The following is a 21,816-nucleotide window of genomic DNA, read 5'->3' as shown; positions in this document are numbered from 1 at the left end:
TTAACGGACATACCACGTCCAACAGACAGGTTTTCCCATGTCAGACCGTACGATAGATCGCGTTGCTGCGGCAACGCCCGCCCCAGTTGCGCGCAAAATCAAAGGCTTGTCGGATCGCGCCATCGCGTGGATCTTTGTCGGACCGACGATTTTCCTACTGCTGGCGGTCAATATTTTTCCGCTGATCTGGACCATTCGGCTCAGCTTTACCAACTTTCGGGCCAACCGTATCAACCGCGAGACAGAGTGGATTGGCCTGCGCAATTACGAGCGCATCCTGACCGATTTAGACATCTGGCTGAACATGCAGGCAACGGCGCATTTCCTGATCTGGACGATTGTGCTGCAGGTCCTGATCGGCTTCACGCTGGCCTATCTGATCAACAAGAATTTTCGCGGCTCGCCCTTCTGGACCACGGTGATCGTGCTGCCGATGATGCTGTCGCCCGCGGTGGTCGGGAATTTCTGGAAATTCCTCTACCAGCCGCAAATCGGGCTGTTCAATTACATCGTGTCGTTTTTCACCGGCAAGGATCCGTCGAGCTTTGAAATGCTGGGGCAGGTCAATCTTGCGCCCTGGTCGATCGTGATTGTCGACACCTGGATGTGGACGCCCTTTGTCATGCTGATCTGTCTGGCCGGCCTGCGGTCGATCCCGGATTACATCTACGAGGCCGCCGAAATCGACCGGGCCTCAAAACTGCGGCAGTTCTTTACCATCACCATTCCGATGGTGCTGCCCTTCCTGATGCTGGCGGTGCTGTTCCGCGGGATCGAGAATTTCAAAATGTTCGATCTGGTGGTGCAGCTGACCGGCGGCGGGCCGGGATCCACCACCGAACTGACCTCAATCAATCTAAAGCGTGAGGCGTTTGAAAAATGGCGCACCGGCTATGCCTCGGCCTATGCGATCATCCTGTTTGTCACGGTGTTTGGGTTGGCCTCGATCTACGTCAAGGCGCTGAACAAGGTGAAAGAACGATGACCTTCCAGAGCCGCGTCGCCGTCCCGGACCTGATCCGGGACCTCATATCAAACGATACATCACGCTTTGCAGGGAGGTCCCGGAACACGTCCGGGACCGGGCCAGGCATGAGGACACCGACATGAGCAGCTACACCGTCACCGCCCCGTCTTCGCGGCAGAAATGGTTCGCCGGCACAATGGTTGTGATCTATGCGCTGGTCACGATGATCCCGCTGGTCTGGATCATGATCACCGGTTTCAAATCCCCGGCTGATGCGATTTCCTATCCGCCGAAAGTGGTGTTCGAACCGACGTTAGAGGGCTACGTCAACCTTTTCACCACCCGCACCCGTCAAACCGAGGAATTTCTGAACGCCAATCCGCCCCAGAACTGGGCGGATGAGATTGTCCGCAAATATGACATGGTCATTGTCGGCCAGTCGAAGTTTGGCGAGCGGTTCATGAATTCAGTGATCATCGGCTTTGGCTCGACATTCCTGTCGATTTTCCTTGGCACATTGGCGGCTTATGCCTTTAGCCGGTTCAAGATCCCGTTGGCCGATGACCTTTTGTTCTTTATCCTGTCGACCCGGATGATGCCGCCGATTGCCGTCGCGATCCCGATCTTCCTGATGTATCGCAATCTGGGGCTGTCGGACACGCATCTGGGCATGATCCTGCTCTATACGGCGGTCAATATCTCGCTCGCGGTCTGGCTGCTCAAAGGGTTCATCGACGAAATCCCGCGCGAATACGAAGAAGCGGCACTGATCGACGGCTACACAAGGTTTCAGGCGTTCTACAAGGTTGTGCTGCCGCAGGCCGCCACCGGCATCGCCTCGACCGCGATCTTCTGTCTGATCTTTGCCTGGAACGAATATGCCTTTGCGGTGCTTCTCACCTCGGCCACAGCCCAGACCGCGCCGCCGTTCATTCCGACCATTATCGGCGTTGGCGGTCTCGATTGGCCTGCTGTTGCGGCCGGGGCGACAATCTTTCTTCTGCCAGTGATGATTTTCACCATCCTGCTGCGCAAACATCTGTTGCGCGGGATCACATTCGGAGCGGTGCGCAAATGAGCGATTTTTTCCAAGGTCTGCTACAGCTGCGGCGTGGTCCGTGGGAAATGGTGGCAACAATCCTGATCGCGCTGGGGGTGTTCATGCTGATGCAACCCTTTGTTCTCTGGGGATATACCTATTCCTTCCTTGTCACGCTGATTGGCACGGTGATGTTCATCGTCGTCAGCCATTTCCCGGAATAGGCAGGCTATCCCATGGCGCAGATTGTCATCAAAAACCTCAAGAAAACCTTCGGCGACTTCAACGCCGTTCGGGAAAGTTCCTTCACCATCGAGGATGGCGAATTTTTCATGCTGCTCGGCCCCTCGGGCTGTGGCAAGACCACGACGCTGCGGATGATCGCCGGGCTGGAATTGCCGACAAGTGGCGAAATTTTCCTCGATGGCGAAGAGATCAGCCAAAGGCCGCCATCGCAACGCGACATCGCCTTTGTGTTCCAGATGTTCGCGCTTTACCCGCATATGAATGTGCGGCGCAACATGTCCTATCCGCTGGTGTCCCAGGGCATGCCGCGTGCCCAGGTCAAGGCCAAGATCGCCGAAGTCGCGCATATTCTGGGGATCGAGGATATTCTTGATCGCCCGGTGGGGGGGCTGTCCGGTGGTGACCGTCAGCGCGTTGCATTGGGCCGCGCCATCGTGCGCGAACCCAAGGCCTTCATGATGGACGAACCACTGGGCGCGCTGGATGCCGAATTCCGCGAACACATGGCCGAGGAGCTGCGCGCGCTGCATGACCGGATGGGCGCCACCACGGTCTATGTCACCCATGACCAGCTGGAAGCGATGCAGATGGGCGACAAGATTGTGGTGATGAACAATGCGGTGGTTGAACAATTCGGCACGCCGCAGGAAATCTACGACAAACCCGCCACCATGTTTGTTGCCGATTTCATCGGCTCGCCGCCCATGAACTTCTTGCCCTTCAAGGCCAGCTTGGCCCCCGGCGCATCACAGGTCGATCTGAACGGCACCCAGACCGCAATCCCCGCATTGCGGCAGGGCGGTGCCGGGCAATTGGTCTTTGGTGTGCGGCCCGAGCATATCCAATTGGACGACGCGGCGGCCTATCGGGGGCGCATTCTGGCGACGGAATACCTTGGCACCACCCAGATCATCACGCTCGACACCGCCAACGGTCAGGTCAAGGCGCGGGTCAGCGCCGCGCACCCGGCCAAGGTGGATGAAACCGTTGGGCTAAGTTTCAAATCCGAAACCGTCACCATCTTTGATCAAACATCCGGCCACGCGCTGCGTTCGGCCCTGAACGACGGGAGCCAGATCCATGGCTGAGGTCATCCTAGATGCAATCACCAAGAGTTTCGGCCAGACCCGCGCGGTCGACAATATCTCGATGCATATCCCCGACGGGGCCTTTGTCGTCATGCTGGGGCCAACCGGTGCCGGCAAAACCACCACGCTGCGGCTGATTTCCGGGTTGGAAACGCTGGACAGCGGATCAATCCAGATCGCCGGGCGCAATGTCAAAAACGATCCCCCCGCCCAGCGCGACGTGGCAATGGTGTTCCAGCAATATTCGCTTTATCCGCATCTCAGCGTGCGCGACAACCTCGCCTTTCCGCTGCGCTCGCCGATCCTGAACACACCAGAAGACGAGATCGCCCGCAAGGTCGCCAAAATCGCCGAAGTGCTGCAAATTCCGCACAAGCTGGACAACAAGGCCACCGAATTGTCGGGCGGGGAAATGCAGCGGGTGTCGATTGGGCGCGCCTTGGTGCGGTCGCCGTCGATCTACCTGATGGATGAACCGCTGTCGTCGCTAGATGCGAAATTGCGCTCTGACCTGCGGATCGAACTCAAACGCATTCATGCCGAACTGCGCTCGACCCTGCTGTATGTCACCCATGACCAGATCGAAGCCATGACCATGGCCAGCCATATCGGCGTGCTGGAAGCGGGGCGCTTGGTGCAATACGGCACCCCGCGTGAGATCTATTCCAACCCGACAAGCGTCTATGTCGCCAGCCGCCTTGGCCTGCCGCGGATCAATATTCTGCCCTCCACGCTGTTTGCAGGCAGCCACAAGGGGCCGCAAATCGGCTTGCGCCCGGAAAATATCCAACAGGGCGACGGCGCCGAGGCACGGGTGATCCGCGCCGAACACTTGGGCGATCAAACCCGCCTGCATCTGGAACTTCAGGGGCATGCGGTCACCACCCTGGCCGATCCCCATGCCAGCTACACCCCGGACGACACCATCAAAATCAGCCCGGTCAATCCGCTTTATTTCGATGCATCCGGCGCCCGCGCCCTATAGGGAGGACGATTATGGCACAATTCATCAACGCCAAGGAAAACCTCGTGACCGAGGCGATAGACGGCCTGCTGGCAGCGTCCGGCGGGACGTTGTCGCGCCTTGACGGCTATCCGCATATCAAGGTGGTCTATCGCACCGATTGGGACAAATCGCGCGTCGCGCTGATTTCCGGCGGCGGGTCGGGACATGAACCGGCCCATGCCGGATTTGTCGGACCTTTTATGCTGACCGCCGCCGTCTGCGGCGAGGTTTTTGCCTCACCCTCGGTCGAGGCGGTGCTGGCCGGCATTCTGGCCGTCACCGGCGAGGCCGGCTGGCCTGTTGATCGTCAAGAATTACACCGGCGACCGGTTGAACTTCGGGCTGGCGGCGGAACGCGCCCGTGCCCTTGGCCGCAAGGTGGCCATGGTGGTGGTGGATGATGACATCGCCCTGCCCGACCTGCCACAACCGCGCGGCGTGGCCGGAACCCTGTTCGTGCACAAAATCGCCGGTGCGCTGGCCGAACAAGGCGCCGATCTCGATGCGGTCGAAGCTGCAGCGCGCGGCGTGATCGCCCGCGTCGCCAGCATCGGGATGAGCCTCGACACCTGCACCGTGCCGGGATCGCCCAAGGAAAACCGCATTGGCGCGGGCAAGGCCGAATTGGGGTTGGGGATTCACGGCGAACCCGGCGTTGAACAGGTGGATTTCACCTCTGCCAAGGTTGCGATGGACACCGTGGTGGCCAAGTTGCAGAGCGGCACAGATCCCAACACCGGCTCTGCAAACAATGTTGCACTTATCAACAACCTCGGCGCGACCACGCCGCTGGAAATGTCGGTGCTGACCCATGCGCTGGCGCAATCCGGTCTTGCCAGCCATGTGATTGGCCCCGCGCCGATGATGACCTCGCTCGACATGCATGGCTTTTCCGTCTCTGTGCTGGCCGCTTCGGACGATGAATTGGCAGCACTTGCTGTGCCGGTCAATCTGGCCGCCTGGCCCGGGATGCAACCGATGCAACCGGTGGCGATCACCCCCCTGCCCGACGGCCTGACCCCGATCGAGCCGATCCCATCCGCCAACGCCACCACGCGCCGCACCATCGAAAGCGTCGCCGATCTGTTGATTTCTGCCGAAAGCGCGCTGAACGCATTAGATGCCAAATCCGGCGATGGCGACACCGGCAGCACCCTGGCCACCGCGGCCCACGCCCTGAAATCGCGGCTGGATCGCCTGCCGCTGGCCGATCTGACCCAGCTTTTCCCCGCACTTGGAAATGAGCTGAGCCAAACCATGGGCGGCTCTTCCGGTGTGATCCTCGCGATCTATTTCAATGCGGCGGGGGACGCCTGTGCCAATGGCGCCCCGGTGCCACGCGCCCTGATCGAAGGGCTGGACCGTGTCAGCCAGGTCGGCGGTGCGCAGGTCGGCGACCGCACCATGGTCGATGCGCTGCACCCCGCGCTCGCCGCCCTGCCAAATGGCATCGCCGCCGCCGCGGCCGCCGCCCGTCAAGGCGCAGACAGCACCGCAGCCATCCACCGCGCCAAGGCCGGCCGCGCCGCCTATGTCCCCGAGGAAAACCTCAAAGGTCACAACGACCCCGGCGCCGAAGCCGTGGCCCTGTTGTTCGAAGGCCTGGCCCGCGAGATGGAGAGCTAAACTGACCAAGCCGGGACTGAAACTGGTCGGAAAACCGACGGTCAACGACATTGCCCGCGTTGCCGGGGTCAGCCTGGCGACCGTGGACCGTGTGCTGAACGAACGCCCCGGTGTGCGCGCCATCACCATCAAGAAGGTCCGCGCCGCCATCGCGGAATTGGGCTATGTGCGCGACACCGCGGCCGCCAATCTGGCGCGTCAGCGGGTCTACAACATCCTGTTCATCCTGCCCGACACATCAAATGAATTTGTGCAGGCCCTGCACAACCAAATCGCCGACCAGGCGGACAAACTGGCAAATGAGCGGACCCGGCTTTCCACCATTTCCGCCAAACCCTTTGATCCACTGGACATTGTCGCCATCCTCGACGGGCTGGACCCGGGTGCCATTGACGGTGTCGCGCTGTTCAGCCCGGAAACGCCTTCGGTCCGCGATGCGGTCAACCGCGCCCGCGACAAGGGGATCGCCGTGGTTGCGCTGGTCTCTGACCTGCCATCCTCGCGACGCGATCATTTTGTGGGCATCGACAATATCTCGGCCGGGCGCACCGCCGCTCAGCTTCTGGGCCGGTTCCTGCGCCGCCCGGGCAAGGTTCTCGTGATCACCGGATCCCGCCTCGCCCGCGACCACCTCGAACGCCGCCAGGGGTTCGACATGGTCGCTGCCGCACAATTCCCCGAACTTCAGGTCCTCGCCTCGGTCGAAGGCCGCGACGACCCGGATCTGATCTACAAACTCCTGCCGGAAGTGTTCAACGCCTATCCCGACCTGCGCGGCATCTATTCCTCTGCCGCGGGCAACGCCGGGCTGATCCAGTTTCTGTCCGAAACCGCCGCGCCAAAGGATCTGGTGGTCATCGCACATGAGCTGACCCCGCTCACACGACAGGCCTTGAACCAGGGCACCTTCGACGCGCTGATCTCTCAGGATTGCGGCCATCTGGTGCGGTCCTGCGTCCGCGTCCTGCGCGCCAAGGTCGACAACGTCCCGCATAACCCGGCGCAGGAACGCATCCGGATCGACATCTACATGAAAGAAAACATGCCCCCCGAGCCAAACGTAACCTGAGCCACAGGCAACCTGAACCAAACACAACCTGACCCGCAAACAACCTGCCCCGCAAGAGATCTGATCAACCACCCCGAACGATCAAATCTCTCTCGGTCATGCCCTTCATCTGACCGGAAATATCCCGGGGGGTTTGGGGGGCTGGCCCCCCAACCTGTCGACACGCAAAGGCGTGGCGAAACCGGCTAGGTCACAAGATCCAACGGCAGGTCGGAAATATCACGCAGCCGCTTGCCAGCGATCATCGTGTCCAACAGCTCCAGCGTATCATCGCGCCCTTGATCCACCAGGGCCGCGCGCAATTCATACAAGGCAAAATGATAGACACAGTCGATATCGCCCGTGCCCAGCGCCAGTGAGGCGATGCGCCCCGGCGTCGGCTCACCGGTGATCACCGCAATATGCGGCAGCCGCCCCTTGCGATTGCGCACAAGGTTCAGCCCCTCTGACCGGGCATTCTGGGCACGGTCGCTGCGCAGGGTCCATTTACACGACAAAGACGCATGCAGGATCGGCATCGGCTGATTGACCGCGCGCAGCGCGCTCAACCGGGCCGCATCCGCATCAACCAGACATTCGCGGGCATTGATCCGCGCATCACTTTCCGGCTGACGGGCCACCACAATGTCCGGTTTGATCAGGTAATCCGACCCCAGCGCCGTCGCAATTTCACGATTGGATTTCGAAATTGCCTCCAGCTCATCAAGGTGCGCATATTGATCGAACTGGGCAATCGCGCCGCCCTTGGTCACCGAAAACTGCCCGGGCCGCAAATGGCCCAGCCGGTCCAGGCACAGGCCGATAAACCCGGCGCATATCTCTTCGAAATCCGCACCCGATGTCTGACCGGGCAGTTTCGGCGCAGTGCGGGCAACGCCCATTTTCGCCACAATGGCGCTGGCGATCTCGACACTTGGGCGGCTGCCCTTGTCGGCATTGCTGGGCACACCCTTGTCACTCAGGGTCAGAATTGAATTCAAAATGCTGGCATGGAATTCGCGCCGGGCCTTTGTCAGCCACGCCACCGCAGACGTGTCAGGCAACAACCTGCACCGATTTGCGGGTGGTGATCGCCTCGGAAATCCGGGCCGATACGGCGGCGGCCACCGGCGGCGGAAAGGCATTGCCAATCTGGCGGTAGGCCGGGGTCTTTTTGCCCGAAAACGCCCATTCATCCGGGAATCCCTGCAACCGCGCCACCATGCGAACGGTCAGCCGCGGCATTCCGACAAAATCCCGGTCCGGCGCTTCATTGGCAATCCCCATGCCATCCACACCCAGCGTCGCCCAGGCCCGTTTCGCGCGTGTCGGCCCAAGATCGGGACCGCCATGTTTCTTCGATCCGCCAACAACTGTCGGCGCAATTTCATCCGCGCCGTCACGCCATTTGGCCGCACCGCGCCAGCCGCGTTCGCCCATCAGATCAAACAGCGTTTGCCCCACCGTCCTGGGCGAGGTTTCAAGCGACACCGGCCAGGTGAAATTCTCGGCCAGATCCTTGCGAATGGCGACAATCACCACCCGCGGCCGCAATTGCGGCACGCCAAAATCCGACGCGTTGAACAGATGCCAATCGGTTTCATAGCCCAGTTTCGACAATTGCCGTTTCAGATGCTGGCGATAATCGGCAAACACCGCATCCAGAAAACCGCGCACATTCTCGATCATGATCGCCTTGGGGCGGATTTCATCCACAACCCGCAGCGCATGTGGGAACAGGTTGCGTTCATCCGCATCGCCCAGCTGCTTGCCCGCAACGGAAAACGGCGGACAGGGCAGACCGCCAGCCAAAAGATCAATCCCCGCATAGGGACGGCCATCAAAATGGTTCAGATCGGCCTGATCGCCTTCCACCACATTCCACTGCGGACGGTTGAGCCGCAGCGTATTGCGGCAATGGTTTTCAATCTCGACCAGCGCCTCATGCGAAAAGCCGCTTTTCTCCAGCCCAAGCGCCTGGCCGCCTGCCCCGGCACATAGCTCTACAGAAGTCAGTGTTGCCCGCATGATCGCCCCGTGTTCGTCTTTTCCCGCGTTCTGTCAAACTACCCGTGGGGACCGTCAGAAGATAGACCCAATATCTGGGGTTTTGCAAATTTTGTTCGCACATTGTTCTTGACGCATGGCCTTGCAACGGGTCTATAGCGGCGAAATGGCAATGGGGTTCTGGATCGCTGCCTGTCTGTTGTGCCTGAATTCAATTCATCCACAACTTATTGGCGGGGTCACACAAATATTGCTTTACATGCTTAGCACGACACCTCACCATATCAGGTAGGGGTCGGGGAACTGTCCACAGCCCCTAGAGCAGGCACCTAGCGCTTGGGGCGCTGCCACCCCCGTTCGCTATACAAAAAAGAGGTGGCGCATGGCACTTTCCGAGCAGTTCCTGGAGGACGACCTCCACCCGATCGACATCGTCGAACATATCGCCGAGCATCATGATTGGGATTTTGACCGTATCCACGATGACCAGATCGCCATGGCGGTCGAAGGTCAGTGGCGCACATATTCCATTACCCTGGCCTGGTCGGCCTATGACGAAACGCTGCGCCTGATTTGCAGCTTCGAGATGGAACCGCCAGAGGAAAAAACGCCGCAATTGTGCGAAGCGTTGAACGCGATCAATGATCAATGCTGGGCCGGGGCCTTTACCTGGTGGGGCGAAAGCCAATTGATGATCTATCGCTACGGCCTTGTGCTGGCCGGCGGTCAGGTTGCCAGCCCCGATCAGATCGACACAATGATCAATGCCGCCGTGATGAGCGCCGAACGCTACTACCCGGCGCTGCAACTGGTTGTCTGGGGCGATCGCAGCCCGAAAGAGGCGCTTCAGGTTGCCATTGCAGAGGCCTACGGCCGCGCGTAACACTCACCCCCGAATGTGAAAACAGGAGGGGGCGATGATGTCCAATGATCTGGCCGAACGCGGTCTTGTGCTGCTTGGCTGTGGCAAGATGGGATCAGCAATGTTGCAGGGCTGGCTGGCCGATGGCCTGCCGCCCACGTCGGTTCATGTGATCGACCCTTTCCCGTCGGAATGGCTGCAAGCGCAGGGCGTGAACATCAACGCTGACCTGCCCGCCGCCCCCGCCATTGCCCTGATCGCCGTGAAACCCCAGATGATGGGCGATGCCCTGCCTGCGCTGCGCGCCATGGCCGGGGGCGAGACCTTGTTTGTCTCGGTGGCCGCCGGGGTCACCCTTGCAAGTTACGAGGCCGTACTGGGCGACAGCTGTCCGATTATCCGCGCCATGCCCAACACACCTGCCGCGGTCGGTCGCGGCATCACCGCCTTGATTGGCAACACACGGGTCACCCCGGATCAGATGGCCTTGGCCGAGGCGCTGTTACAGGCGGTCGGCCAGACCGTGCGCCTGGACAGCGAAGACCAGATGGATGCGGTCACCGGGGTCTCGGGCTCCGGCCCGGCCTATGTCTTTCACCTGATCGAAACCCTCGCAGCGGCGGGCGCGGCACAGGGCCTGCCGGCGGAATTGGCGCTGAAACTGGCGCGCGCCACTGTGGGCGGCGCCGGCGTGCTGGCGGAGGAGGCCGACGACAGCCCGACACAATTGCGCGTCAACGTCACCTCGCCCAACGGCACAACCCAGGCCGCGCTAGAGGTTCTGATGGACGAGGAAACCGGATTCCCGGCCCTTTTGAAACGTGCGGTCAAGGCCGCAACTGACAGATCAAAGGAACTGAGCAATGGCTGAGATCAGCTTTGACGACTTCCTCAAAGTCGACATTCGCGCGGGCACAATCCTGCGCGCGGAACCGTTTCCCGAGGCCCGCAAACCGGCCATCAAACTCTGGATCGACTTCGGCCCCGAGATTGGCGAGAAAAAGACCTCGGCCCAGATCACCGCGCATTACACCCCGGACACGCTGGTCGGCCGGCAGGTCATGGCCGTGGTCAATTTCCCACCGCGCCAGATTGGACCCTTCATGTCCGAAGTGCTGACGCTGGGTGTGTCGGATGACGCGGGCGGCATCGTCCTGCTGGCCCCGGATCAGACGGTCGCCAACGGCCAGCGGATGCACTGAACAATTGCGCTGAGGGTTTCAAGGACCGCCGCCGCGCCCCGGACCTGATCCGGGGCCTCCACCGCCAAATGGGCGCGCCAACTGGCGTCGTCAGGCGCCCATCGCCTCGCGCCAATGACGGCGGCACAGGCTGACATAGGTTTCATTGCCGCCGATCTGGACCTGGGCGCCTTCCGTCAGCACCCGGCCCGCGCCATCCTGGCGCACCACCATCGTGGCCTTCTTGCCGCAGTGGCAGATTGTGCGCACCTCGCGCAGTTCATCCGACAGCGCCAGCAATTCCGCCGACCCCGGAAACAATTTGCCGAGAAAATCCACCCGCAAACCATAACACATCACCGGCACGCCAAGGTCATCCACCACCCGGGCCAATTGCCAAACCTGTTCCGGTTCCAGAAACTGCGCCTCATCGACAAAGACACAGGCCACCGGCCCAATCGCCAGCCGCGTCTTGATCGCGGCATAAAGATCCTGACCGGGGGCATAGGTGTCGGCCTCGCTGCCAATGCCGATCCGCGACCCGATCCGCCCCTTGCCAGCCCGATTGTCATGCCGCGCAGTCATAAGATGCACGTCCATGCCCCGTTCGCCATAGTTATGCGCCGCCTGCAACAACAGCGTCGATTTGCCGGCATTCATGGTGGAATAATGAAAATAAAGCTTGGCCATGCGCGGTGATATGCCCCGACTGCTCCAGCGTGACAAGGCCCGCAACAATGTCAGGGTGAGGAAAACCGGAGTGGTGGAACGGCAGAGGGAACCGTCATGACATTGCCCAAATGGGCCGTAACGTGGGTGCCTTGCGGCTCTGCCCCCCAAAAGACAGACACGTTACGTCCCCACCCTGAAACCGGCCTTGGGCAACCGGATACTCGTCAACAACCCAAATCGAAACCGATCTGGGTCTTTCCTAAATGACAAATGGTGTTAAACCGATTAATGGGAAAAAAGTTTTGATTTCCCCAAAAGACGATTTTGGGGGCGTAATCTAACCAGGAGTCAGGATGGCCAGCGTCGGAAGTTATCTGAAAAAACACACAGAAGCGCTTGTAAAAGACGTGGGGATTGAACCGGCCTGTGATGTCACCGGGAAATCCAAGGCGACTCTGGGACGGTATTATTCCGAACACGACGAACATGCCGATCGCTTCATGCCGATCGACGCGGTTGCCGCATTGGAAGGGGCTGCGTCCTATCCGCATGTCACCGCGGCGCTCAGCGAATTGCGGGGCATCACCCTGTCGTTTGACAGCCGCCGGGCCAATGCGGAATCCACCGGCAGCATCAACGCCGATGTGGTCGCGCTCAGCCAGCGGTTTGCCATGCTGATGTCGGAATATTCCCAGTCGATCGAAGACGGAATCATCACCGTCAACGAAGCCAAGCGGATGTTGAAGGAAACCCTGGCCCTGCAACAGGTGTTGATCGACATGAAACTGCATCTTGAAGACGGCCAGATATAGATATCTGCGTCTGACAGGACCGCGCGATTGCCAACAACCGCCTGAAATCGCTTGGCAACCTAGGTCGCTATCAACCGGCCCCAGAGATCGTATTCACCCGCTTCATCGACTTCGACCGTGACAATGTCACCGGGGCTCAACGCTTCGGTGCCTTCGTCGATGAACAGGTTGCCGTCGATCTCTGGCGCATCGGCCTTGGTGCGACAGGTGGCGATGGCCTCGTCGTCGATCTCATCCACGATCACCTCGATCCGCTGGCCGACCTTGGCGGCAAGACGGGCTTCGGAAATCTCCTGCGCCTTGGCCATGAACCGATCCCAGCGTTCTTGTTTGACCTCGGCGGGCACATGATCCGGCAGGCTGTTTGACCGTGCGCCATCGACGTTTTCATATTGAAAACAGCCCACACGATCCAATTGCGCCTCGTCCATCCAATCGAGAAGATAGTCGAATTCCGCTTCGGTTTCGCCCGGATAACCGACGATAAAGGTCGACCGCAGGGTGATGTCGGGACATGTGGCACGCCATGCGGCGATCTCGTCCAGCGTGCGCGCCGATGCGGCGGGGCGCGCCATACGCTTCAACACATCGGGGTGGGCATGCTGAAACGGAATATCCAGATAGGGCAGGATGCCGCTGGCGGGATCGGCCATCAGGGGAATCAATTCGCGCACATGTGGATAGGGATAGACATAATGCATCCGCACCCAGGCGCCCAATTTGCCCAATTCCTGAGCAAGTGACAGGATCGGCGCTTTTTCCGCGCGATCTTTCCAGTCGGTGCCATAGGCCGAGGTGTCCTGCGAAATAACCAGCAATTCGCGCACGCCATTCTGCACCAGCTTCTCGGCCTCGCGCAGCACGGCCCGCGCCGGGCGGCTCTGCAAACGGCCACGCATATCGGGAATGATGCAGAATTTGCACTTGTGGTTACAGCCTTCAGAAATCTTGAGATAGCTGAAGTGGCGCGGCGTCAGGGAGACGCCGCTGGCGGGCAGAAGATCGATAAAGGGATCGGGATCGGGCGGCACCGCCGCATGTACCGCGTCCAGCACCTGTTCATATTGATGCGGGCCGGTCACCGCCAGCACCGTGGGGTGCGCGCCGGTGATATATTCGGGCTCTGCCCCCAGACATCCGGTTACGATCACCCGACCGTTTTCTTTCAACGCCTCGCCAATCGCCTCAAGGCTTTCGGCCTTGGCACTGTCGAGAAATCCACAGGTGTTGACCACCACCGCATCCGCCCCGGCATAATCGGGCGAAATGCCGTATCCTTCGGCGCGCAGCCGGGTCAGAATGCGTTCGCTGTCGACCAGGGCTTTGGGACAACCAAGCGAGACCATGCCAATCGTTGGCTGGCCACGGCGGGCATCGGCCCCCGTCACGTTGGCATTGGCAAGATCAGGGCGGAGGTTGGGCGGATTTGTTGTCATGGCTGGGCTATAGCCGAGCGCAGCCATTGGGGAAAGTCCCCTATTCCACCTCCCACAACAGATGCAGCACCCTGACGTATTCTGGATCATGCTGCCATTTCGGCATCAGATCACGCGCCATTTCAAAGGTGATCGTCGGATAAGCCTCGCGCCATTTGCGCGCCGCGTCGATTGCGGCCTCCTGATTTCCGGCCAACCAATAGGTGCCAAACAACATGCGATAGGCCCAGGTCACGCCGGTGCCCTCGCGCAGCCCCTGTTCACACAACGCAATGCTTTCCTCATAACGCCCGATCGCGCGATAGCCGGCAGAGCGGCCAAAAAGCCCATTGAAATGAAACGGATCGAGCGGGCTAAGCTGATCATAGCGGTCAAACGCGGCCATGCCGACATCGACGTCCCCCAGATAAACCGCGGTCCAGCCCAACCGCAGCCAGCCCCAGGCGTTGTTGGGGTCCAGCATCAGCGCCCGGTCCACCAGGATGCGGGCCTTGGGGAAATCATTCAGCGCCAGACTGCTGGTCGCGGAAAGGGCGGTCAAGGCCGCCGGATGATCCTGCACCAATGGCGTGGCACGGGCCAGCAGATCAGCCGCCGCAGCCCGGTCCGGGCGGCCATCGGTGGTCCAAGTGTAACAACAGCGATGCGCATGACACCAGGCCTTGTAGGCCATGGCAGGGGCGAAATCCGGCTGATGCGCCAGAGCTTGATCCAAAAGCTCGATCGCCCGCTGATTTTTATCCGCGCGATGGGCCCAAAAATGCGGCAGCGCCGTCAGCATCAATTCATACGCGGTGCGATCCTGTGGCGGACGCGTGCGGGCGCGGGCAATTTCGGCAGCGCGCAAATTGGGAATGATCTGCCCTGCAACCTGGGCAGCGATCCGGTCCAACAGGTCAAACAGATCATCCAGCCGGTCATCAAACCGCTCTGACCACAGGGTATGGCCATCGCAGCCCTGCACCAATTGCACCGAAATACGCACCCGTTCGCCGGACCGGCGCACCGCACCTTCGATGACATATTCCGCCCCCAGCTTTGCCGCCATATCCGGCACCGATTGCCCCGATCCGCGCAGGGCAAAAACCGACTGCCGGGCGATAACGCGGAAATCATGGCTTCGGCTCAACGCGCCGGTGATCTCTTCGACCACGCCATCGGCAAACATATCCGTATCTGCCACCGCGAATTCGGCAAATGGCAGAACGGCCAATGTCGGAATATCGTCACGTGTCGGAATGGCGGCGGCCAGCGGGGCCGGGGCCGCGGCGTGGCTGTCCCCCTCTTGCGCCCGGCGCTGGTCGCGCAACCAGTCCTCGAACCCTTCGGACGCCAGATCGAACCCTTGCAGGAACTCACCCTGCCCGCCCGTGACAACCGACACCCGGCTGCTCTCCAGCCAAACGGCCTGACGGTCCGCAACCAGAACATCCCCCGGCAAGACCCGGCGCAGCACCGACAGCTCCTGCCGAAGCGAGGCACGCGCCTGATCCTCGGACCGGTCCGACCACAACAAATCGGCCAGAAACCCACGTTCCGCCCGCATCCCCGGTTGCACCGCCAGACAGGCCAGCATTGCCTGCCCCCGACGCGGGACACCGGCCAAGGGCCGATCGGCGTGATCGGTGATCCGCATGGGGCCAGTCAGATGCAGGATGAGATCAGGCATGCGAAAGAAACTCTCTTGTCGGGCGGTTTTTACGATTGGACACCCAGATTTTACGCAAGTTTTGCACGCGCGCCCCGCCTTTGCACCCCGCATTTTGCGCAGCGCTTGCGGGTGTCGTGCAAATTGGGGGCATCAGATATCACCCCCGACCCAAAGGACGCCACCATGCAGATCCAGACCACACAATCCGCCAAAGCTTCGACCACATCCGCCGCACGCTTTCCCGGCATCGCCCGCCTGTTCAAACTGGCGCTCGATCGGGTCATCGCCGCCGACAGGGCCTTTCATGAACGCCAGAACATCCGACGCCTGAGCGATCATTTGCTGAACGATGTCGGCATGACCCGACAGCAGGCAGATAACGGCGGGCGCTGATCCCTGCCCCGCCGTTGCACCTGACCGGCCCGAAACATGGTTTCCGGGTCGGTTTTTTGCCGTTTGCCCCCTGACACGCAATGGCCGCTTGACCTCACTCAAACCGGCGTCACATTCCCATGGTAAATGAAGGCGGCCCAACAGGGGGCGTGGAGAGGTGTCAAAATGAAGTGGCTGTTGCGTTTGATTGGTCTGGTGGTCCTGATCGCGGGGGTGGCGGTGGCGTCGCTGCTTCTGTTGCCACGTGACCGGCTGGCGCGGATCGCTTCGGATCAAATGAGCACGCAACTGGGCCGAGACGTCAGCATTTCCGGCGATGTGTCGCTGACGCTCTACCCGATCCTTGGAATCAGCACCGGAGCGATTTCCATCGCCAACGCCGATTGGGCGGGTGACACGCCGATGTTTCAGGCAGATGCGGCCACGATTGCATTGGAAACCCTGCCGCTGCTGCAACGCAACGTGCGGATCAAGGGGCTTCACGCCGAATCGCCACAGGTTCTTTTGCAACGCGATGGGTCCGGTCGGGCGAATTGGATGTTCTCAGAGGGTGACAGCACGGATAGCGGCGGCGGCAGCACGCTTGCCAGTCTCAGCATCGAGGATCTGACCCTCACCAACGGTGCCATTCGGTTCGAAGATGCCGGCAGTGCGCCGCTGGACCTGCGCGGCGTTGATTTCGCGTTAAAATGGCCCGACCCCACCGGGCCAGCTGACCTCGACCTTGTGCTGCGTCCCGCAGGACAGGCGGTTTCGGTTGTGGCCGAACTGGCCTCGCCGCTCAACTTCATGGCGGGCGGGGCGCATCCGGTGACCGCCAAAATCACCACAGAGGGCGGCACCGCCAATTTCACCGGCAAAGCCAGCCTTGTGCCGGAAGTCCAAGGCAAACTATCCGCCGATCTGTCCTCCACCGCTCAATTCCTGGCCTCCTTGGGCCTTGGCGCCACTGAACTGCCAGAAGGTCTGGGCCGCGCCATCAACGCCAGCACCGACCTGACCTTCAACCGGGAACAGCGCCTGGCCCTGCGCGGGTTGCAGGCCAAGCTGGATCAGAACACACTGACCGGCGACATCGACGTGTTTCTGGCGGGCAAGCCACGCGTAAACGGCCAGCTCAGCGCCGGTGACCTCGACCTTTCGTCCCTGACCGCCAGTGGCTCTGGCGGGAATGACGCGGACACAACCGGCTGGTCCAAAACGCCGATAGATGCCTCGGCCCTGTCCTTGTTTGACGGCGAAGTGTTGATTGATGCCAATTCGCTTGACCTCGGCACCGTGTCGTTTGGCCGCGCGCGTATCCTGGCCACCAATGACAACGCCCGTGCGGTGTTTTCGATCCGCGAATTGGTGGGGTACGACGGCACCTTTAATGGCCAATTCGTGATCAACAACCGCAACGGCCTGTCGGTGGGCGGCGACCTGCGCGGCAGCAATGTCGAAGCGAAATCGCTGATGCGGGATCTGACCGGGGTGGATCGGCTGTCAGGCAAAGCCAATGCCGAGCTCGAATTCCTCGCGGTTGGTCAGTCAATGGATGCCATCGTCGCCTCTTTGCGCGGCAAAGGCGCGATGAAGTTCGGCCGCGGGGTGATTTCCGGCATCGACCTCGACAAGCTGATGCGCTCAGGCGATGGCAGCGGCGGCACCACAATCTTCGATTCGCTTGCCGCCACCTGGGATATTTCCTCCGGAAAACTGCAAAACGATGATCTGGCGATGATCCTGTCGCTGCTGAACGCCGATGGCGACGGTTGGGTGAACCTCTATGAACAAACGATCGATTACACCTTTACACCGCGGCTGTTGAAAGCCCGCGAAGGCAAAGGCCTGGCCATTCCCGTGCGCATTCAAGGCCCCTGGTCCGCCCCCAAGATCAGCGCCGACATAGCCAAAGCAATCGACATGAATTTTGCCGACGAAAAGAAGCTGGTCGAAGACGAGGTCAAAAAGCGCATCAGCGAAGAAATCGGACTTGATCTGCAAGAGACCGAAAGCGTCGAAGATGCGGTGAAGAAAAAGGTAGAAGACGAAATCCTCAAAGGTCTTGGCGGATTTTTGGGCAACAATTGACCCAAAGCGCCCTGGGCTGCAGTCGATGAATGCAAACCGCGCCGCGTGTTTCAGATCTTTCATCTGACCAGAAATATCCCGGGGGGTTTGGGGGGCTGGCCCCCCATCGATCCTGTGGTTTGGGGGGCTGCCCCCCCATCTGCCCTGTGGTTTGGGGGCCGCCGCCCCCCATCTATCCTGTAGTTTGGGGAGCTGGATCTCAATCTATCCGCTGGCTTGACCGGCGGAGCGGCGCAATCGGGCCACCGCCAGCGATACCGCCGCGATGACATATGCCGCCATCACCAACACCGCCGCCCCGACAAAGTACAATGCCATAACCACGCCCAGGCTCGGCACCTCGGGCACGTGATCGCGCACCATCGTCGGCAGGGATGCAACCAATGCCCCCGGCAGCGCGCCGGTGGTCACAAAGGCCCCAAGCGTCGCCACCAGCCACCCAAGCACCGCCAGCGTCGCCACAACAACCAGCCCCCGCACCCGCCCGGCCCGGAAATGCCATCCACGGCGCAGCGTCGCCGCCATGCGGCCAAGATCCTGCTGGATCGCCACCAGTGCGGGCACCACCAAAAGCACCAGCACCATGCCAAAGCCCAGACCATAGACCAACGTGATCACCGTCGGCTTCAGGAACTGCGCCTGACTGGACCGTTCGAACAACAGCGGCGCAAGGCCCAGAACCGTGGTCGCGGTGGTCAGGAACACCGGCCGCAACCGGTCCGCCGCGCCGTCGATGATCGCCGGAATGATACCGCGATCTTCGGCGTATTCGTCGATTGTGCTGACCAGAACAATTGAATCGTTGATGATGATCCCGGTCATGCCCAGCATCCCGACCACGGTAAACATCGACAAAGGCACATCCCAGTAATGGTGGCCATAAATCGTGCCCACCAACCCAAAAGGAATGATCGACATCACCACCAGCGGCCGGGTCCAGCTGGCAAAGACCCAGGCCAGCACCAGATAGATCCCCAGAAGCACGAGGATCAGCCCGGTGCGCGCATCGTTGAGAAAGTCGTTTTCCTGCTCGCTGAGCCCGGAAATCCGATAGTCGATCTGACGTTCTTCGGCAATTTTTGGCAGGATCTCGGCCTCAAGGATCTGTTGGATTTCTTCGGCCCGCGCCGGGTCATCCTCTGATATGTCGCCGGTGACCGTGATCAGCCGGATGCCGTTTTCCCGCCGGACCGTGGAAAACCCGGTGCGCCGCTCGACCGAAACAATATCGGCCAGGGGCACATAGCTGCCGCTGGCCGCACGCAATTGGGTGCGTTCCAGAAAATCGGCGGTCAATTCGCCTTCGGGCAATTCAACCCGGATTGTGGCGCTGCGTGGCCCGTCGGGATAGGTCGCCGCCTCGATCCCGTTCAACCGGTGCCGCAACACCTGTCCCAGACCGTCGATGGTAAACCCAAGCGCCTGCCCCTGCGGGGTTAGCTCCAGGATCAGCTCTTCCTTGTCATAGGCCAGATTGTCCTCGACCGCAGACACTTCGGGAAACCGCTCCAATGCGGATTTCAGATCTTCTGATGCCGCCTTGAGCACCTCGGAGGATGCGCCATGAAACTGTACATCCAGCGCATCGCCGCCGGGACCGGAACGCCAGCCACGAAAGCTCACTGTTTCCAGCATCGGATGTCGGCCTACCGCATCCTGCAAATCACCGACGAACTGAAAACTGGAATAGGGCCGCAGATCCGGGTCGATCAGCTCTATCGAAATCGCGCCCAGCTGATAGCTTTCCTTGGTGTCGGTCCCGGCAAGGCCACGACCGGCATTGCCGCCAATTTCGGCGATCACATAGTCGATGGGGTTCAGCCCGTGCTCGGCCTCGTATGTCTTGCCCAGATCATTGGTGGCGCGTTGCATTTCGCGCATCATTTCAAGCGTGTCTTCGCGGGTCGCGCCCGGGGCCATGGCAAAATTACCAGTCACCGAGGCCTGTTCCGGCGAATTGAAGAACCGCCACTGCACATCGCCGCGAATGAACAAGGCCACCTGACTGGCCAAAAGCACCACCGCCCCCGCCACCACGGCATAACGCGCCCAGACGATCAGCATCATGATGCGGCGGAAAATCACCTCTCGCACCCAACGGAACCCCCGGTTCACCATGCGTGACGGCCAATCGTACCAGTGATCTTTGCTCTGATGGCTCAGGGCGTGGGACATGTGGTTCGGCAGGATCAGAAAGCATTCCACCAACGAGGCCAAGAGCACGACAATCACCGTGAACGGAATATCCGAGATCAGATCACCAAATCGCCCGCCAATGGCCGTCAGGCCGAAAAAGGCAATCACGGTTGTCAGCGTAGAGGCAAAGACAGGCAAGGCCATGCGCCGGGCTGCGTTTTCTGCTGCCTGCACAGGGTTTTCGCCCAATCGCCGATACCGGAAATCAGCATGTTCGCCGACCACGATGGCATCATCGACCACGATCCCCAAGGTGATGATCAGAGCAAACAGTGACATCATGTTCAGCGTCAGGCCAAACAGGAACATCATCGACACCGTGGCCGCCATCGCCACCGGAATGCCCGCCGCAACCCAGAACGCGGTGCGCGCATTCAGGAACAGAAACAACAGCCCCAGCACCAGAAGCAGCCCCATAGAGCCATTGTCCAACAGAATATTCAGCCGCCCCGTGATCGCCTCTGCCCTTGTGCGGATCAGGTCCACCGTGGTGCCTGCGGGCAGGATATCCTGCAATTCGGCGGCCACCTTTTCCACGGTGCGTTGAATGTCGATGGCATCGCCCTGATCCGACCGGTCGACCCGCACCGAAATCGCCGAATTCGCCCCGACAAAATAACTGCGGTCGCGGTCGATGCCTTCGACCCGAACAACCGCCACATCACCAATGGTCAGCTTGGATCCATCGTCATCCGAGCGCAGGACAATGGCCTCGATCTGATCGGCGCTGCGTTTTTCGACGCCGGTGCGCACGCGGGTGTTGGCCCCGGTCACATCCCCGGCGGGATCGGCATCCACCTCTTCGGCGATGGCAGCAGCGATCTGCTGCATGGTCACATCATATTTCATCAAGGCAACCGACGGCACCTCGACAATGGTTTGCGGCGCGGCAAGGCCGCGGATGGTAGTGCGGGTCACGCCCTCAGCGAACAGCCGCACGATAAGCTCATCGGCAAACCGCCCCAGCTGATCCACCGCCACCGGGCCGGATATCACCACATCCGTCACCCGATCGCGCCAGCCGCTGCGGCGGATTTCCGGGTCGTCGGCCTCTTCCGGCAGGCTGGAAACCGTGTCCACCGCCGCCTGTACATCATCGCCGGCACGCGACATGTCCCAACCGGGTTCGAATTCCAGCTCAAGCGTGGCGCGGCCCTCGCGGCTGTTGGAAGTGGCGCTTTCCACGCCCTCGACCGCCAGAAGCGCAGGCTCCAGGATCTGCACGATGGCCGCATCCACATCTTCCGCCCCGGCACCGTCCCAGCTGACCGACACCCGAACCTCGTCGATAATGACATCGGGAAAGAATTGCGCCCGCATCCGGGGCGCGGCCATAAGACCGGCGGCCACCAGGATCACCAACAACAGGTTGGCCAGGGTCCGGTGGCGGGTGAAATAGCTGAGAATGCCGCCGGGGCCGGGCGTGGCGGCGGGATCGGAACCAGGGTCAATGTCACGGGTCATATCAGATCTCCGAGAGACGAAGGGTCAGTTTTTCAAGGTTCCGGCGGAT

Annotated in this window: 18 protein-coding genes and 1 pseudogene; 13 read left to right on the top strand and 6 right to left on the bottom strand. The window is 60.7% G+C overall.

The features are described 5' to 3' along the window. Nucleotides 1-37 precede the first annotated feature (37 nt). The 7 genes and pseudogenes from AC0L4F_RS03945 to AC0L4F_RS03915 all read left to right on the top strand — a co-directional run bounded on the left by AC0L4F_RS03945 (nt 38) and on the right by AC0L4F_RS03915 (nt 7,041). Nucleotides 38-985: a carbohydrate ABC transporter permease gene (locus tag AC0L4F_RS03945; protein ID WP_244685603.1), complete on the top strand. Its 948-nt coding sequence runs from the start codon at nt 38-40 to the stop codon at nt 983-985. Between the two features lie 121 nt (nt 986-1,106). Further along, the gene (locus AC0L4F_RS03940) at nt 1,107-2,045 is read left to right on the top strand and encodes a carbohydrate ABC transporter permease (RefSeq protein ID WP_244685601.1); all 939 of its coding nucleotides are present in this window, start codon (nt 1,107-1,109) and stop codon (nt 2,043-2,045) included. After that, nucleotides 2,042-2,230, top strand: a complete 189-nt coding sequence (locus tag AC0L4F_RS03935) for a hypothetical protein (protein ID WP_244685598.1) — start codon at nt 2,042-2,044, stop codon at nt 2,228-2,230. The genes AC0L4F_RS03940 and AC0L4F_RS03935 overlap by 4 nt, the downstream gene beginning before the upstream one ends. 12 nt (nt 2,231-2,242) lie before the next feature. After that, nucleotides 2,243-3,340, top strand: coding sequence for an ABC transporter ATP-binding protein (locus AC0L4F_RS03930; RefSeq protein ID WP_244685596.1), 1,098 nt, complete (start codon nt 2,243-2,245; stop codon nt 3,338-3,340). Beyond that, a complete protein-coding gene (locus AC0L4F_RS03925; protein ID WP_244685594.1) occupies nt 3,333-4,325 on the top strand; it encodes an ABC transporter ATP-binding protein in 993 nt (330 codons plus the stop codon). The genes AC0L4F_RS03930 and AC0L4F_RS03925 overlap by 8 nt, the downstream gene beginning before the upstream one ends. Before the next feature lie 11 nt (nt 4,326-4,336). Next, nucleotides 4,337-5,972, top strand: a pseudogene (locus AC0L4F_RS03920) (dihydroxyacetone kinase subunit DhaK). A gap of 1 nt (nt 5,973) precedes the next feature. After that, nucleotides 5,974-7,041 (top strand): LacI family DNA-binding transcriptional regulator, encoded by a 1,068-nt coding sequence (locus AC0L4F_RS03915; RefSeq protein ID WP_348524065.1) that lies wholly within the window; start codon nt 5,974-5,976, stop codon nt 7,039-7,041. 185 nt (nt 7,042-7,226) lie between these two features. Here the strand turns inward: AC0L4F_RS03915 and AC0L4F_RS03910 are convergent, their stop codons facing one another. Together AC0L4F_RS03910 and AC0L4F_RS03905 are read right to left on the bottom strand one after the other, a co-directional pair. After that, nucleotides 7,227-8,084 (bottom strand): NgoMIV family type II restriction endonuclease, encoded by an 858-nt coding sequence (locus tag AC0L4F_RS03910; protein WP_244685589.1) that lies wholly within the window; start codon nt 8,082-8,084, stop codon nt 7,227-7,229. After that, complete coding sequence (locus tag AC0L4F_RS03905; protein WP_244685587.1) at nt 8,077-9,048, bottom strand: DNA cytosine methyltransferase; 972 nt, start codon at nt 9,046-9,048, stop codon at nt 8,077-8,079. The genes AC0L4F_RS03910 and AC0L4F_RS03905 overlap by 8 nt, the downstream gene beginning before the upstream one ends. 361 nt (nt 9,049-9,409) lie before the next feature. Between AC0L4F_RS03905 and AC0L4F_RS03900 the strand changes: the two genes are divergently transcribed. The 3 genes from AC0L4F_RS03900 to AC0L4F_RS03890 are packed head-to-tail and all read left to right on the top strand — an operon-like array spanning nt 9,410 to nt 11,091. Next, nucleotides 9,410-9,910 (top strand): type III secretion system chaperone family protein, encoded by a 501-nt coding sequence (locus tag AC0L4F_RS03900; protein WP_244685584.1) that lies wholly within the window; start codon nt 9,410-9,412, stop codon nt 9,908-9,910. Between the two features lie 34 nt (nt 9,911-9,944). Continuing rightward, nucleotides 9,945-10,760, top strand: a complete 816-nt coding sequence (gene proC / locus AC0L4F_RS03895) for a pyrroline-5-carboxylate reductase (protein ID WP_244685582.1) — start codon at nt 9,945-9,947, stop codon at nt 10,758-10,760. Beyond that, the gene (locus AC0L4F_RS03890; protein ID WP_244685579.1) at nt 10,753-11,091 is read left to right on the top strand and encodes a tRNA-binding protein; all 339 of its coding nucleotides are present in this window, start codon (nt 10,753-10,755) and stop codon (nt 11,089-11,091) included. Before proC ends, AC0L4F_RS03890 begins: the two co-directional genes overlap by 8 nt. 90 nt (nt 11,092-11,181) lie before the next feature. Here AC0L4F_RS03890 and AC0L4F_RS03885 read toward each other — a convergent pair whose 3' ends face one another. Beyond that, nucleotides 11,182-11,760, bottom strand: a complete 579-nt coding sequence (locus AC0L4F_RS03885) for a thymidine kinase (RefSeq protein WP_244685577.1) — start codon at nt 11,758-11,760, stop codon at nt 11,182-11,184. Nucleotides 11,761-12,095: 335 nt separating this feature from the next. Here AC0L4F_RS03885 and AC0L4F_RS03880 point away from each other — a divergent pair, with 335 nt between their 5' ends. Then, nucleotides 12,096-12,554, top strand: coding sequence for a hypothetical protein (locus tag AC0L4F_RS03880; protein WP_244685575.1), 459 nt, complete (start codon nt 12,096-12,098; stop codon nt 12,552-12,554). Nucleotides 12,555-12,613: 59 nt separating this feature from the next. Here AC0L4F_RS03880 and rimO read toward each other — a convergent pair whose 3' ends face one another. Further along, nucleotides 12,614-13,990, bottom strand: coding sequence for a 30S ribosomal protein S12 methylthiotransferase RimO (rimO, locus tag AC0L4F_RS03875; protein ID WP_244686328.1), 1,377 nt, complete (start codon nt 13,988-13,990; stop codon nt 12,614-12,616). A 40-nt stretch (nt 13,991-14,030) separates the two neighbouring features. Beyond that, nucleotides 14,031-15,659: a hypothetical protein gene (locus AC0L4F_RS03870; RefSeq protein ID WP_244685573.1), complete on the bottom strand. Its 1,629-nt coding sequence runs from the start codon at nt 15,657-15,659 to the stop codon at nt 14,031-14,033. 165 nt (nt 15,660-15,824) lie between these two features. On the opposite strand from AC0L4F_RS03870, the gene AC0L4F_RS03865 reads away from it, so the two are divergent. Then, complete coding sequence (locus tag AC0L4F_RS03865) at nt 15,825-16,034, top strand: YjiS-like domain-containing protein (protein ID WP_244685571.1); 210 nt, start codon at nt 15,825-15,827, stop codon at nt 16,032-16,034. Nucleotides 16,035-16,199: 165 nt separating this feature from the next. Continuing rightward, nucleotides 16,200-18,107, top strand: coding sequence for an AsmA family protein (locus tag AC0L4F_RS03860; RefSeq protein WP_244685569.1), 1,908 nt, complete (start codon nt 16,200-16,202; stop codon nt 18,105-18,107). 204 nt (nt 18,108-18,311) lie between these two features. Here the strand turns inward: AC0L4F_RS03860 and AC0L4F_RS03855 are convergent, their stop codons facing one another. Continuing rightward, a complete protein-coding gene (locus AC0L4F_RS03855; RefSeq protein ID WP_244685566.1) occupies nt 18,312-21,767 on the bottom strand; it encodes an efflux RND transporter permease subunit in 3,456 nt (1,151 codons plus the stop codon). Between the last annotated feature and the right edge of the window lie 49 nt (nt 21,768-21,816).

The sequence above is a fragment of the Marinovum sp. J2-8 genome (assembly GCF_055808435.1).
This window is presented reverse-complemented; position numbering and strand designations above follow the sequence as displayed.

Excerpts from the sequence above, each read along its gene's own strand:
- AC0L4F_RS03940 (WP_244685601.1), top strand. The coding sequence starts at position 1,107 with ATGAGCAGCTACACCGTCACCGCCCCGTCTTCGCGGCAGAAATGGTTC.
- AC0L4F_RS03885 (WP_244685577.1), bottom strand. The coding sequence starts at position 11,760 with ATGGCCAAGCTTTATTTTCATTATTCCACCATGAATGCCGGCAAATCG.
- AC0L4F_RS03865 (WP_244685571.1), top strand. The coding sequence starts at position 15,825 with ATGCAGATCCAGACCACACAATCCGCCAAAGCTTCGACCACATCCGCC.
- AC0L4F_RS03900 (WP_244685584.1), top strand. The coding sequence starts at position 9,410 with ATGGCACTTTCCGAGCAGTTCCTGGAGGACGACCTCCACCCGATCGAC.
- proC (WP_244685582.1), top strand. The coding sequence starts at position 9,945 with ATGATGTCCAATGATCTGGCCGAACGCGGTCTTGTGCTGCTTGGCTGT.
- AC0L4F_RS03890 (WP_244685579.1), top strand. The coding sequence starts at position 10,753 with ATGGCTGAGATCAGCTTTGACGACTTCCTCAAAGTCGACATTCGCGCG.
- AC0L4F_RS03935 (WP_244685598.1), top strand. The coding sequence starts at position 2,042 with ATGAGCGATTTTTTCCAAGGTCTGCTACAGCTGCGGCGTGGTCCGTGG.
- AC0L4F_RS03925 (WP_244685594.1), top strand. The coding sequence starts at position 3,333 with ATGGCTGAGGTCATCCTAGATGCAATCACCAAGAGTTTCGGCCAGACC.
- AC0L4F_RS03870 (WP_244685573.1), bottom strand. The coding sequence starts at position 15,659 with ATGCCTGATCTCATCCTGCATCTGACTGGCCCCATGCGGATCACCGAT.
- AC0L4F_RS03880 (WP_244685575.1), top strand. The coding sequence starts at position 12,096 with ATGGCCAGCGTCGGAAGTTATCTGAAAAAACACACAGAAGCGCTTGTA.
- AC0L4F_RS03905 (WP_244685587.1), bottom strand. The coding sequence starts at position 9,048 with ATGCGGGCAACACTGACTTCTGTAGAGCTATGTGCCGGGGCAGGCGGC.
- rimO (WP_244686328.1), bottom strand. The coding sequence starts at position 13,990 with ATGACAACAAATCCGCCCAACCTCCGCCCTGATCTTGCCAATGCCAAC.
- AC0L4F_RS03855 (WP_244685566.1), bottom strand. The coding sequence starts at position 21,767 with ATGACCCGTGACATTGACCCTGGTTCCGATCCCGCCGCCACGCCCGGC.
- AC0L4F_RS03860 (WP_244685569.1), top strand. The coding sequence starts at position 16,200 with ATGAAGTGGCTGTTGCGTTTGATTGGTCTGGTGGTCCTGATCGCGGGG.
- AC0L4F_RS03945 (WP_244685603.1), top strand. The coding sequence starts at position 38 with ATGTCAGACCGTACGATAGATCGCGTTGCTGCGGCAACGCCCGCCCCA.
- AC0L4F_RS03930 (WP_244685596.1), top strand. The coding sequence starts at position 2,243 with ATGGCGCAGATTGTCATCAAAAACCTCAAGAAAACCTTCGGCGACTTC.